We start from the raw sequence: 13,205 nt of genomic DNA, 5'->3' as shown, positions 1-13,205 counted from the left end.
GAAATGGCGCACCCCGCGGGCCCCCGGCACGCCGACGTCTACCCCCACGCCGACACCTCGGGGCTGCAGCCCTCGGGGGTCGAAGAGCTCGACAAGCTGCCCGCGAAAGTGTGGCCGCGCAACACCTTCCGCGGCGGTGACGGCGTCGTGCGGATCGCCGGCGTCGACGTCCGCGAGCTGGCCGAGCAGCACGGCACGCCGCTGTTCGTGGTCGACGAGGCCGACTTCAAGTCCCGGTGCGCGGACTACGCCGAGGCGTTCGACGACCCGTCGCTCGTGCACTACGCGTCCAAGGCGTTCCTCTCCATCGAGATCGCCCGCTGGGTGGCCGAGCAGGGGCTGAGCCTGGACGTCTGCAGCGGCGGCGAGCTCGCGGTGGCACAGCGCGCGAACTTCCCGGCCGACCGGATCACCTTCCACGGCAACAACAAGTCGCCCGCGGAGCTCGAGGCCGCGATCGTCGCCGGCGTGGGCACGATCGTGCTCGACTCCTACTTCGAGATCGCCCGGCTGGCCGACATCGCCGCGCGGCACGACGTCGTGCAGGCGGTCCTCATCCGGGTGACCGTCGGCGTCGAGGCGCACACCCACGAGTTCATCGCGACCGCGCACGAGGACCAGAAGTTCGGGTTCTCGCTGGCCTCCGGCGACGCCGCCGAGGCGGTGCGCCGGGTGCTGAACTCGCCGTCGCTCAAGCTGGTCGGCCTGCACAGCCACATCGGCTCGCAGATCTTCGACGCCGACGGCTTCGAGGTCGCCGCCCGCCGCGTCGTCGGGCTGCTCGCCGACCTGGCCAAGGAGCACGGCCCCGAGCTGCTCGACCAGCTGAGCCTGGTCGACCTCGGCGGCGGCTTCGGCATCGCCTACACCGACAAGGACAACCCGCCGCCGCCCGCGCAGATGATCACGCAGATCCGCGAGATCGTCCGCAAGGAGTGCGCGTACGCGGGCCTGCCGGTGCCGCGCATCGCCGGTGAGCCCGGCCGCGCGATCGCCGGCCCGGGCACGGTCACGCTGTACGAGGTCGGCACCATCAAGGACGTCTCGCTCGGCGACGACCGGTCGCGCCGGTACGTCAGCGTCGACGGCGGGATGAGCGACAACATCCGGACCGCGCTCTACGACGCGGTGTACGACGTCCGGCTCGTTTCCCGGTCCGCGGGCGACAACGAGCAGCCGACGCAGGCCGTGCTGTCCCGGGTCGTGGGAAAACACTGTGAGTCCGGCGACATCGTCGTACGAGACTGCTGGCTGCCCGACACGCTGGCTCCCGGCGACCTGCTGGCCGTCGCGGCGACCGGCGCCTACTGCTATTCGATGGCGAGCACGTACAACCGGCAGCCGCGCCCGGCCGTGGCCGCCGTGCGCAACGGCAGCGCCCGGCTGCTGCTGCGGCGGGAGACGACCGACGACATGCTGCGCCTGGAGGTCTGAGCACCAGTGTCTGCCCCAGAGGAACGACCGTCCATCAGGGTCGCCCTGCTCGGCTGCGGGACCGTCGGCGGCCAGGTCGCCCGGCTGCTCACCGAGCAGGCCGGGGAGCTGGCCGCGCGGGCGGGTGCGCCGGTCGAGCTGGCCGGGATCGCGGTCCGCCGCCCGGACAAGCACCCCGAGCTGCCGCCGGAGCTGCTGACCGCGGACGCCGAGAAGCTCGTGACCAGCGACGACGTCGACGTTGTGGTCGAGCTGGTCGGCGGCATCGAGCCGGTGCGCGGCTGGCTGCTGGCCGCGCTCAAGGCCGGGAAGTCCGTGGTCACGGCCAACAAGGCGCTGCTGGCCGAGCACTCCGCCGACCTGTTCGAAGCGGCCGACGCCGCGGGCGCCGACCTCTACTTCGAGGCCGCGGTGGCGGGGGCGATCCCGCTGCTGCGCCCGCTGCGCGAGTCGCTGGCCGGTGACCGCATCACCCGCGTGATGGGCATCGTCAACGGCACCACCAACTACATCCTCTCGGCGATGGACTCCACCGGCGCGGGCTACGCCGAGACGCTCGACGAGGCCAGCCGGCTCGGGTACGCCGAGGCCGACCCGACCGCCGACGTCGACGGGTACGACGCCGCGTCGAAGGCCGCGATCCTCGCTTCGCTCGCCTTCCACACCCGGGTCACGGCTTCGGACGTGCACCGCGAGGGCATCGCCGACGTCACGGCCGCCGACCTCGGCGCGGCCCGGATGCTCGGCCGCACGGTGAAGCTGCTGGCCATCTGCGAGCGGGTGGCCGACGACGACGGGGTCGAGTCGGTGTCCGCCCGCGTGCACCCGGTGATGATCCCGCGCGGCCACCAGCTGGCCGGCGTCGGCGGCGCGTTCAACGCCGTCTACGTCGAGGCCGACGCGGCCGGCGAGCTGATGTTCTACGGCCAGGGCGCGGGCGGCGCGCCGACCGCGAGCGCGGTGCTCGGCGACCTCGTCGCGGTGGCCCGCAACCGGGTCGCCGGCGGCCGCGGCCCGCGCGAGTCCGCGCACGCGGCGCTGCCGGTGCGGCCGATGGGCCAGACGCCGACCCGGTACCACGTAAGCCTTTCCGTGGCCGACCGCGCCGGTGTGCTCGCGCAGGTGGCGCAGGCGTTCGCCGCGAAGGGCGTCAGCATCGCGGCGGTGCGCCAGAGCGACGTCGGCGACCGCGCGAGCCTCGTCGTCGTGACGCACCAGGCGCCCGACGCCGCCCTGCAGTCCACTGTGGACGAGATCGCGCGGCTCGACGTCGTGCACGAAGTTGTCAGCGTCATGCGGGTGGAAGGCGAAGACCAGTGAGCGACGCTTGCGAGCGAACCATGGAAATCATGCGCCAAAAAGGATTGAACACTGTCTCGCGGAGCGAGGCGATCGCATGATCAGCCAGCCCTGGCCGGGAATCATCGAGGCGTACCGGGACCGCGTCCCGGTCCCGGACGGCGCGCAGGTCGTCACGCTCGGGGAGGGCAACACGCCGCTGCTGCCCGCGCGGCACCTGTCCGAGCTGACCGGCTGCGAGGTGCACCTCAAGGTCGAGGGCGCCAACCCGACCGGCTCGTTCAAGGACCGCGGGATGACCGTGGCCATCACGCACGCGCTCGCGAGCGGGCTCAAGGCGGTGATCTGCGCGTCGACCGGCAACACCTCCGCCTCGGCCGCGGCCTACGCCGCCCGCGCCGGCCTGACCTGCGCCGTGCTGGTGCCGCAGGGCAAGATCGCGATGGGCAAGCTCGCCCAGGCCGTGCTGCACGGCGCGCGGATCCTGCAGGTCGACGGTAACTTCGACGACTGCCTCGAGCTGGCCCGCAAGACCGCGGCCGACTACCCGGTCACGCTCGTCAACTCGGTCAACCCGGTGCGCATCGCCGGCCAGAAGACCGCTGCCTTCGAGATCTGCGACGTGCTCGGCGAGGCGCCGGACATCCACTGCCTCCCGGTCGGCAACGCCGGCAACATCACGGCGTACTGGGCGGGGTATTCGGAGTACGCGAACGACGATGTGGTGAAGAACACCCCGCGGATGTTCGGCTTCCAGGCGGCCGGCGCGGCGCCGCTGGTGCACGGCGAGCCGGTGCGCGACCCGGACACGATCGCCACCGCGATCCGGATCGGCAGCCCCGCGTCGTGGACCGCCGCGGTGAAGGCGAAGGACGCCTCCGACGGGCTCTTCGAGGCCGTCACCGACGAGAAGATCCTCGAGGCGTACCGGCTGCTGGCCGGGCGCGAGGGCGTGTTCGTCGAGCCGGCGTCGGCCACCAGCGTGGCGGGCCTGCTCGCCACGGCCGCCGACGGACGGCTGCCGCGCGGCTCCCGCGTGGTCTGCACGGTCACCGGCCACGGCCTGAAGGACCCGCAGACGGCGCTGGCGGGCAACGTCGAGGTCGAGCCGCTGGCCGTCGACCCCTCGGCGGTCGCGGCGGCGCTGGACCTGCGATGACCGGGTTCCGCGTCACCGTCCCGGCCTCCACCGCGAACCTCGGGCCGGGCTTCGACGCCTTCGGGATGGCACTCGGCCTCTACGACGTCGTCGAGGTGCAGGTCGTCGACGCCGGCCTCAAGGTCGAGGTGGTCGACGCCGGCGCGGGCGGCGTCGCGGACGTCCCGACCGACGAGACCCACCTGGTGGTGCGCGCGATCCGGCGGACCTGCGCGCACCTCGGGGTCGAGCCGCCCGGCCTGCACCTGCGCTGCTTCAACGCGATCCCGCACGCCCGGGGGCTCGGCTCGTCCGCGGCGGCCGTCGTGTCCGGCGTGGCCGCGGGGTACGCGCTGGCCGGCCGTCAGCTCGACGGCTTCGACGCGTTGCAGCTGGCCGCGGGCTTCGAGGGCCACGCCGACAATGCCGCGGCCAGCCTGGTCGGCGGGCTCGTCGTCGCCTGGTGCGAGGGCGGGGAGTTCCACGCCGAGCGGCTCGCGCCGCACGCGTCGATCCGGCCGGTCGTGGCCGTGCCGTCGGTGCGCTCGGCCACCGCGACCACCCGCGGCCTGCTGCCGGCGGCGGTGCCGCACGCCGACGCCGCGCACAACGCCGGCCGCGCCGCGCTCGCCGTGCACGCGCTGACGGCGAAGCCGGAGCTGCTGCTCGCGGCCACCGACGACCGGCTGCACCAGCACTACCGCGCGCCCGCCTACCCGGCGAGCGGCGAGCTGGTGGCGACGCTTCGTGCACGCAGCGTGGCCGCCACCGTCTCCGGCGCGGGCCCGACCGTGCTCGCGCTGACGACGACGGGAATAGTGCCGCCAGAGGTCGACGTTGAGGGCTTCGACGTCTTCGAGCTGCCCGTGGATCTCACGGGTGTGCAGGTTGCGGCTCAGTAAAGGCTGGGTCACGTGGCCGCGGCCGGTCCCGCCACGCGGGGGGTGGTTGTTGCACCCGGCACCGCCGCGGTCTACCCTCGGGGGCGTTCGATCACCGTGCGTTTCCGCACCCGATGTCGGTCCCGGGAAATTTCCCGGATGGCATCCTTCGTCGATCCGCCGAATCCGCACCGCCTGGCAAGCGGGGTAACGCGGAGGGACGCAGGCGGGTTTCCGGTCTCGGCGGTGTCGGATTCCGCATCCTCCGAATGGAGGACGCAAACCCCTGTGGTGGAGGCGCTCCAGCTGTGTTTCGCACGGCCGAAGAGCTCATCTCCCGTATCGGGGGGCAGTTACGCCGGTTCGCGATCAGAAGCGAGCGGCAGTCCGCTGATCCGCCTGGAGGCGTGGATCGGTCAGGAAGGACATGTGTGAGCAACACCGATCTTTTGAGCGACGTGGGTAGCAGCGCCGCGGAGTCGAACGGCAGCACCCCCGCTCCCAAGAAGACGGTCGGCGGGTTGACCGGTAAGACCGTGGCGGAACTGCGTTCGCTGGCTGGGGAGCTCGGCGTCGGCGAGACGACGGGCATGCGCAAGGGCGACCTGATCGCCGCGATCCGCGAGCGTCAGGGCAAGTCCCGCAAGCGTGCGGCCGCCGAGACGCTGCCCCTGGAGGGCGTCGGCGAGCCGGTCAAGGCTCCGAAGCGCGAGCCCAAGGCCGAAGCGCCGTCGGCGCCGGCCGAGACCAAGCCGGAGCCGCAGGCCGAGGCCCCGGCGGCGAGCGCCACCGATCTGCCGGCCGCCCCGCCGCAGGAGCGCCCGCAGCAGGACCGGCAGGACAAGCAGGACGGCCCGCAGGGCCAGGACGGCCAGCCCGAGGAGGGCGGCCGCAGCCGGCGCCGCCGCGGGTCGAACCGCGCCGCCGGCGCCCCCGAGGGGCAGGGCGGCGACCGTCAGCAGGGCGAGCGCCAGCAGGGTCAGGGCGGCGACCGCCAGCAGGGTGGCGGGAACAACAACCGCGACCAGCAGCGTCAGGGCGGCGGCAACCGCAACGACAACCGCCAGGACGGCAACCGCCAGCGCAACCAGCAGGACGGCGGCAACCGCGGCGGCGGGCAGGACAACCGCGACAACCGCGCCCAGCAGCAGGACGACGACGAGGAAGGCGGCCGCCGCGGCCGTCGCTTCCGCGACCGTCGTCGCCGGGGCAGTGGCGGCGGCCAGCGTGACGGCGGTTCGCCGGACACCGAGATCCGCGAGGACGACGTCCTGCTGCCCGTCGCGGGCATCCTGGACGTGCTCGACAACTACGCGTTCGTGCGCACGTCCGGCTACCTCGCCGGCCCGAACGACGTGTACGTGTCGCTCTCGCTGGTCCGCAAGTACGGCCTGCGCCGCGGTGACGCCATCACCGGTGTCGTGCGCCAGCCGCGCGACGGCGAGCAGCAGCGGCAGAAGTTCAACCCGCTGGTGCGCGTCGACTCGATCAACGGCCTGGAGCCGGACGAGGCCAAGCGCCGTCCGGACTTCACCAAGCTGACCCCGCTGTACCCGAACGAGCGGCTGCGCCTCGAGACCGAGTCGCACAAGCTCACGACCCGCGTGATCGACCTGATCATGCCGGTCGGCAAGGGGCAGCGTGCCCTGATCGTGTCGCCGCCGAAGGCCGGTAAGACCACGATCATGCAGGACATCGCGAACGCGATCTCCACGAACAACCCCGAGTGCCACCTGATGGTCGTCCTGGTCGACGAGCGTCCGGAAGAGGTCACCGACATGCAGCGCTCGGTGAAGGGCGAGGTCATCGCCTCGACCTTCGACCGGCCGCCGGCGGACCACACCTCGGTCGCGGAGCTGTCGATCGAGCGGGCCAAGCGCCTGGTCGAGATGGGCCACGACGTCGTCGTGCTGCTCGACTCGATCACGCGGCTCGGCCGCGCGTACAACCTGGCGGCCCCGGCGTCCGGCCGGATCCTGTCCGGTGGTGTCGACTCGACCGCGCTCTACCCGCCCAAGCGGTTCCTCGGCGCGGCGCGCAACATCGAGAACGGCGGCTCGCTGACCATCTTCGCCACGGCGATGGTGGAGACCGGGTCGACGATGGACACGGTCATCTTCGAAGAGTTCAAGGGCACCGGTAACGCGGAGCTCAAGCTCGACCGCAAGATCGCCGAGCGCCGGGTGTTCCCGGCCGTCGACGTCAACCCGTCGGGTACGCGCAAGGACGAGCTGCTGCTGAACCCGGACGAGCTGGCCGTGACCGTGAAGCTGAGCCGGGTGCTGCACGCGCTCGACTCGCAGCAGGCCATCGACCTGCTGATCTCGCGGCTGCGCAAGACGAAGACGAACGTCGAGTTCCTGATGCAGGTCTCGAAGACCGCCCTCGGCGGCGGCGAAGACGACTGAGCGTACGCCGGAGGCCTCCCCGCGGTCGGCGCGAGGAGGCCTCCGGCGCGTTCGGAATACCAGGTCAGCGGGGTGCGTTCCAGTGATCGTCAGCCCGTCTGGCAGAATTACCCGCTGAAGTCCGGCGCCGGTTCACCCCGTGGACGACTGGGGACCCGGAGCCAACGAGAGAGGACACCATGAAGAGCGGCATTCACCCCGAGTACGTGGTCACCGAAGTGAACTGCGACTGCGGAAACAGCTTCACCACGCGCAGCACCAAGACCAGCGGCAACATCCACGTCGAGATCTGCTCGAACTGCCACCCGTTCTACACGGGCAAGCAGAAGATCATGGACACCGGTGGCCGGGTCGCGCGCTTCGAGGCTCGCTACGGCAAGCGGCAGAAGAAGGACGCCGACGCCAAGTAGCTTTTTTCACGGCGCCCACCCGCACGCGCGGGTGGGCGCCGTTTCTTGTCTTTACCCGGGCTGAGAGGTGGCAGAGGTGGATTCGAGCTCGCTCAAGGGGCTGCTCGCCGAGCACGCGGAGCTGGAGACCCAGCTGGCGGACCCGGCGGTGCACGCCGACCAGGCGCGCGCCCGCAAGCTCGGCCGCCGCTACGCCGAGCTGACGCCGGTGGTGCGGGCCGTCCACGAGCTCGACACGGCCCGCGACGACCTCGCGGCCGCGCGGGAGATGGCGTCGGAGGACGCGGAGTTCGCCGCCGAGGCCGAGGAGCTGAGCGCGAAGATCCCCGACCTGGAGTCGAAGCTCACCGAGCTGCTGCTGCCGCGCGACCCGTACGACGGCTCCGACGTCGTGATGGAGATCAAGTCCGGCGAAGGTGGCGAGGAGTCGGCCCTGTTCGCCGGCGACCTGCTGCGGATGTACCTGCGCTACGCCGAGCGCCACGGCTGGAAGGCCGAGGTGCTCGACTCGGTCGACTCCGACCTGGGCGGCTTCAAGGACGTCACACTCTCGATCAAGACGAAGTCGGCGGTCGTCGACGGCGTCTGGTCCCGCCTGAAGTTCGAAGGCGGCGTGCACCGCGTCCAGCGTGTGCCGGCGACCGAGTCGCAGGGCCGGATCCACACGTCGGCGTCCGGAGTGCTGATCTACCCGGAGCCGGAGGAGGTCGAGGTCGAGATCGACCCGAACGACCTGCGCATCGACGTGTTCCGCTCGTCCGGCCCGGGTGGCCAGAGCGTCAACACGACCGACTCGGCGGTCCGGATCACGCACCTGCCGACCGGCATCGTCGTGTCGTGCCAGAACGAGAAGTCCCAGATCCAGAACCGCGCGCGAGCCCTGCAGGTGCTGCAGGCCCGCCTCCAGGCGATCGCGGAGGAGGAGGCGGCGGCCAAGGCGTCGGACGCGCGCAAGTCGCAGGTCCGCACGGTCGACCGCTCGGAGCGGATCCGGACGTACAACTTCCCGGAGAACCGCATTTCGGACCACCGGGTGAACTACAAGGCGTACAACCTGGACCAGGTCCTCGACGGCGACTTGGACGGTGTGCTGGACGCGCTGGCGACGGCGGACCGCGAAGAACGCCTGGCGGCTTCCGCCGGCTGACGCGCCTGGCTGGTCAGCGCTGTTCGGCGACCAGCCAGCACAGGCAGAAGGGGTGACCGGCCGGGTCGGCGTACACCTGGAAGTCGTCGCCGGACGTCGCTCCCGACGCCGGCTTCAGCACCGTCGCGCCAAGCGCCGTGACCTGCTCGTGCGCCTCGGCGAAGTCGTCGACCCACAGGTCGAGGTGCACCTGCTGCTCGACCGGGCCGGCCGGCCACTCGGGCCGCCGGTGATCCGGCGCGAGCTGCACGCCGATGCGTGGGGCGCCGTCGACCAGCACCATGTGCCAGTCGCCGTCCTCGTCCACCTGCCCGCCGAGGACGCCCGCCCAGAAGTGGCTCTCGGCCGCGAGGTCGGCCGCGTCGAACGTGACGACCTGGTGCTTGATCCGCATCACCGCAGTCTGCCAAAGGCGGTCAGCGGAGGGCGGGCTTCTCCGGCTCGCGGAAGGCGTCGAAGATCTCGGTCGGCTGATCCACATCCGCGACCTCTTCGGGCCCGGGCTCGGCCTGAGCCGGCTTCGGGAAGAAGCTGATCACCCCGAACACCAGGGCCAGGAACGTCGGGAACAGCGTCAGCAGCTGGTGCTTCACCCCCTCGACACCCTCACCGAGCGCCGAGAGGCCGAACTGGCCCACCGCGAACAGCAGCAGGAAGAACACGACGATCCCGAACTCGCGCCGGTGGCGGCGGAACGCGCGGATGCCGGCCCAGCCGATCAGCAGCCAGAACGGCACCAGCACGAACAGTCCCAGCGGCGCCGCCAGCGCCGACAGCCCGGAGAACACCGGCACGCGGAACTCCTGGGCCATCTGCGGGAACCCGGCCGACTCGGCGAAGCTGCCCAGGCGGGCCGGCCGCGCCGTCAGGGTGTCGACCGCGCCCTGCTGGAGGATCTGGGCCGTGCGCAGCGGGTGGGACGCGTAGTACTGGACCACGTTGCGGCGGCTGATCTTGTCGCGGAAGCCGTTGTAGTCCGCGTCCGTCCACGGGCTCGCTTCCCACCAGCCCTTGCCGATGAACTTCTTCGCGCTCGGCGGCAGACCGAGCGCGTCCAGGTCGGCGTCAGTGTTGTGCTTGCCGTCCACGATGCTGTCGAACACGACGTGGAACACGTTCGCTTCGCGGTACTCGGCGTTCGCCGGGTCGCCGTGGGACTGGACCAGCGCCGTCCCCGCGCCGACGACCACCAGCACGCCCAGCGGCAGCACCCAGCGCGCGAAGCCCCGCTTCCCGAGCGGCCGGACCAGCACCAGCGCGAGCACCAGCAGCGGGATCAGCAGCAACGTCTGCGACTTCGCGTTGATGCCGATCAGCGCGCCCAAGACGGTCAGCGCCGCGCCCCAGTAGCGCCACGCGCCCGCGCGGTGCATCAGCAGCAGCCCGCCCGTGGTCAGCAGCATCCCCACGAACCCGGCGCCCTCGCTGAGCACGGACGCGAAGTAGCCGAAGAACGCCGAGTCGGCCATCACCAGCAGCAGCAACACCGCCGCGACGACGCGGTAGCGGGTGCTCAGGTCGAGCGCGAGGACGGTCGCCGCGACCCCCACCGCGACCAGCACGCACGTGATCGCGCCGAGCACCAGCAGGTTGAGCTCCGCCGACGAGCCGAGCACCTTCCCCAGCTTGCTCGCGAACCAGTCGAGCCACGCCTGGCTCGAGATGTAGTCGCTCTTGCACGCCGACCCCGGGCCGTAGCTGAAGTGCACGTAGAACTCGGACTTCAGCTCCGGGTGCCGGCCGCCGAGGGCGCACAGGAGGCGCCAGCCGTCGCCGTTGTCCGCCATCCCGACCGGCCTCGGCACGAGGAACCGGAGCAGCAGCACACCCAGCGAAAGGACGAAGACGCCCAAGCCGAAGCGCAGTTCACGAGTACGCACTCGGAACAGCGTACGAGATCACGCAGAGTCGGCGGGCGCTGCACCGGGAACGGGCGAAACGGGCCGGTGCCGGAACACCACGTAGTGGTAGAGCAGGTAGTTCCAGAACAGCCCGACGACGATCGCCGCGCCCTTCGGCACCAGCAGGTTGACCCCCGGGAACAGGTGGCTGACCAGCGTGATCACGCCGAACTGGACCACCCAGAGCCCGAACGCCGTCACGCCGAAGAACAGCAGCGCCTGGCGGCGGATGTCGCCGTCCCTCGCGCGGAAGGTGAAGTTCCGGTTCAGCGTGAACGACAGCAGCATGCCCGCGGTCGTCGAAATGAAGTTGGCCAGGAACGTCGGCACGCCGAGCGTCGCGAGCAGCGCGTACCCCAGCGCGTCGACCAGGGTGTTGCCGATCCCGACGATCCCGAAACGGACCTGCGTCGCGGTGACGAACCTCATCGGGCGGCGCTCCGGTTCCCGGCGGGCTGCCCGGTGCGCACCGACGCCACCGTGTATAGCGGCCGGTTCTGCACCTGCGAGTACGTGCGGCCGACGTAGCTGCCGAGCACGCCGAGCATGATGATCTGGATGCCGCCGAGGAAGAACATCGCGATGGTGATGAACGCCCAGCCGGGCACCGCGGTCTCCGGCGCGAACAGCTTCACGCCGACGACGTAGAGCACGCCGAGGAAGCTCAGCAGCGAGATCAGGTACCCCATCCGCGTGATCATCCGCAGCGGCGTCGTCGAGAACCCGAGGATGCCGTCGGCGGCGAAGCGCAGCATCTTCGTCAGCGGGTAGCCGGTCACGCCGGCGTGGCGCTTGTCGCGGTCGAACAGCACCGCCGTCTGCTTGAACCCGACGTAGCTGACCAGGCCGCGCAGGAACCGGTCGCGTTCGCGGTACTTGCGCAGCTCGTCGACGACCTTGCGGTCGACCAGCCGGAAGTCGCCGGTGTTCTTCGGGATGTCCACCGCGGCCATCTTCCGCAGGAACCAGTAGAACGCGCTCGCGGTGAACCGCTTGAACGGCGGGTCCTGGCGCGACCGCCGTTGCGCGTAGACGACGTCGTAGCCCTCTTCCCACTTCTCGAGCAGCTCGAGCGCCACCCGCGGCGGGTCCTGCAGGTCGCTGTCCATGATGATCACGGCGTCCGCGTCGACCAGGTCGAGCCCGGCGGTGACGGCCATCTGGTGCCCGAAGTTGCGGGACAGTTCGACGACGGTGACGCGAGGGTCGCGCGCGCCGAGCTCGGTGAGCCGCTCCAGTGAGGCGTCGCGGCTGCCGTCGTCGACGTAGACGAAGCTGAACTCGTACCGCCCGGCCAGCGGCGCGGTGACCTCGTCGACCGTGCGGTGCAGCAGGTCGACGTTCTCTTCCTCGTTGTAGATCGGGAAGATGAACGCGACCCGGCGGCGCTGGTCCGGCTCGTTCGGCACGGGCACTCCCGGAGGTCGGTGTCACGGTCATCTTAGGAACCGCCGGCGGCTTCGCCGGCCACGGTGTCCGGTTCCATTCTGGCGGTGACCGCCGTTACGCGGGCGTTTGTCACGCGCGTGAGCCGGGCACGGCCCGCGCGGGTGCCTCGATACGCTGGACGATGGAGGACCGGCGCGTGTCCTGACGGGGGAGTTCCGCCTGGTGTGCCAGGCTTGACGAGGTGAAGGACGACGAGTGAATCGGCAGCCGCTGCGCCTGGCCATCATCGAGGCCACCCGGATTCTCGAGCGGGCCGGTGTCGCCTCACCGCGGTTCGACGCCGAGGTGATCGCCGCGCACGTGCTCGGGGTCGAACGCGGGCGGCTGCCCATGGTGCCGCTGGTCGACCCGCCCGTCATCGAGGCCATCGGGCAGCTCGTCCAGCAACGCGCGAAGCGGATCCCGCTGCAGTACCTGACGGGCTGGGCCGCGCTCGGGGAGATCACCGTCGCGGTCGGGGCCGGCGTGTTCGTGCCGCGGCCGGAGACCGAGCTGCTGCTCGAGTGGGGCGTCAAGTTCCTGCAGGGCCGGGAGTACCCGGTCGTGGTGGACCTGTGCACCGGCTCCGGGGCGCTCGCCCTGGGTGTCGCGCACGCCCGGCCGGACGCGGTCGTCTACGCGGTGGACGTCGACCCGCAGGCGCTGGCCTGGGCGCGGCACAACGCGGACGTCCACGCCGACGCCGGCAACACCCCGATCCGGCTGTACTCCGGGGACATCGGCGACCCGACGATGTTCGCCGAGCTCGACGGCCTGGTCGACCTGGTGCTGTGCAACCCGCCGTACGTCCCGGAGGGGACCCCGGTGCCCCCGGAGGTCGCCGAGCACGACCCGCCGCGCGCGGTGTTCGCGGAGGAGAGCGGCCTGGCGGTGATCCGCCACGCGATCGCGGCGGGCGCGCGCCTGCTGCGCCCGGGCGGCGGCCTGGCGATCGAGCACGACGACACGCACGGCTCGGCGGTCCCGGCGCTGGTGCGCGCGCGGCGCGTGCTGACCGGCGTCGAGGACCACGCGGACCTGACGGGGCGCGCGCGGTTCGTCACGGCTCGACGACTGGGCTGAGCGGCGGCGCGGCTGACAAACCGGCCAGACTTTCGTCGTGGGGCAAGCGGGTAAACCTCCCTCCGCGGCAGAACGG

General features: G+C 71.4%; 12 protein-coding genes. 8 read left to right on the top strand and 4 right to left on the bottom strand.

The genetic code is table 11. The annotated features are described in order from the left end of the window. The first annotated feature begins 3 nt into the window (after positions 1 to 3). From lysA to prfA, 7 genes are all read left to right on the top strand, one after another. Positions 4 to 1,434 (top strand): diaminopimelate decarboxylase, encoded by a 1,431-nt coding sequence (gene lysA, locus ACZ61C_RS37765; protein WP_465312708.1) that lies wholly within the window; start codon positions 4 to 6, stop codon positions 1,432 to 1,434. 6 nt (positions 1,435 to 1,440) lie between these two features. Further along, complete coding sequence (locus tag ACZ61C_RS37760; protein WP_465312707.1) at positions 1,441 to 2,754, top strand: homoserine dehydrogenase; 1,314 nt, start codon at positions 1,441 to 1,443, stop codon at positions 2,752 to 2,754. A 76-nt stretch (positions 2,755 to 2,830) separates the two neighbouring features. Next, entirely contained in the window at positions 2,831 to 3,892 is a 1,062-nt protein-coding gene (thrC, locus tag ACZ61C_RS37755; RefSeq protein ID WP_465312706.1) for a threonine synthase, read from the top strand. After that, positions 3,889 to 4,773 carry a homoserine kinase gene (gene thrB, locus ACZ61C_RS37750; RefSeq protein WP_465312705.1) on the top strand — a complete coding sequence of 295 codons (885 nt, stop codon included), beginning with the start codon at positions 3,889 to 3,891 and terminating at the stop codon, positions 4,771 to 4,773. The genes thrC and thrB overlap by 4 nt, the downstream gene beginning before the upstream one ends. Before the next feature lie 410 nt (positions 4,774 to 5,183). Then, positions 5,184 to 7,160 (top strand): transcription termination factor Rho, encoded by a 1,977-nt coding sequence (rho, locus tag ACZ61C_RS37745; protein WP_465312704.1) that lies wholly within the window; start codon positions 5,184 to 5,186, stop codon positions 7,158 to 7,160. A 179-nt stretch (positions 7,161 to 7,339) separates the two neighbouring features. Further along, positions 7,340 to 7,570: a 50S ribosomal protein L31 gene (gene rpmE / locus ACZ61C_RS37740; protein ID WP_086863515.1), complete on the top strand. Its 231-nt coding sequence runs from the start codon at positions 7,340 to 7,342 to the stop codon at positions 7,568 to 7,570. A 76-nt stretch (positions 7,571 to 7,646) separates the two neighbouring features. Then, entirely contained in the window at positions 7,647 to 8,717 is a 1,071-nt protein-coding gene (gene prfA, locus ACZ61C_RS37735; protein ID WP_465312703.1) for a peptide chain release factor 1, read from the top strand. 13 nt (positions 8,718 to 8,730) lie between these two features. On the opposite strand, the gene ACZ61C_RS37730 is transcribed toward prfA, so the two are convergent. Genes ACZ61C_RS37730 through ACZ61C_RS37715 form a run of 4 tightly spaced genes read right to left on the bottom strand, consistent with a single transcriptional unit; the run spans position 8,731 to position 12,027 of the window. Beyond that, positions 8,731 to 9,111 carry a VOC family protein gene (locus ACZ61C_RS37730; RefSeq protein ID WP_465312702.1) on the bottom strand — a complete coding sequence of 127 codons (381 nt, stop codon included), beginning with the start codon at positions 9,109 to 9,111 and terminating at the stop codon, positions 8,731 to 8,733. A gap of 22 nt (positions 9,112 to 9,133) precedes the next feature. Beyond that, entirely contained in the window at positions 9,134 to 10,597 is a 1,464-nt protein-coding gene (wsfD, locus tag ACZ61C_RS37725; protein ID WP_465312701.1) for a glycan biosynthesis hexose transferase WsfD, read from the bottom strand. Positions 10,598 to 10,615: 18 nt separating this feature from the next. Continuing rightward, a complete protein-coding gene (locus ACZ61C_RS37720) occupies positions 10,616 to 11,047 on the bottom strand; it encodes a GtrA family protein (RefSeq protein ID WP_465312700.1) in 432 nt (143 codons plus the stop codon). Further along, a complete protein-coding gene (locus ACZ61C_RS37715; protein WP_465312699.1) occupies positions 11,044 to 12,027 on the bottom strand; it encodes a glycosyltransferase family 2 protein in 984 nt (327 codons plus the stop codon). The genes ACZ61C_RS37720 and ACZ61C_RS37715 overlap by 4 nt, the downstream gene beginning before the upstream one ends. Before the next feature lie 235 nt (positions 12,028 to 12,262). On the opposite strand from ACZ61C_RS37715, the gene prmC reads away from it, so the two are divergent. Then, a complete protein-coding gene (gene prmC, locus ACZ61C_RS37710; protein WP_465312698.1) occupies positions 12,263 to 13,129 on the top strand; it encodes a peptide chain release factor N(5)-glutamine methyltransferase in 867 nt (288 codons plus the stop codon). Positions 13,130 to 13,205 lie beyond the last annotated feature (76 nt).

The sequence above is a fragment of the Amycolatopsis sp. NPDC104587 genome (genome assembly GCF_055583645.1).
The sequence above is the reverse complement of the archived record's forward strand: the minus strand, read 5'-3'. Positions and strand labels throughout refer to the sequence as shown.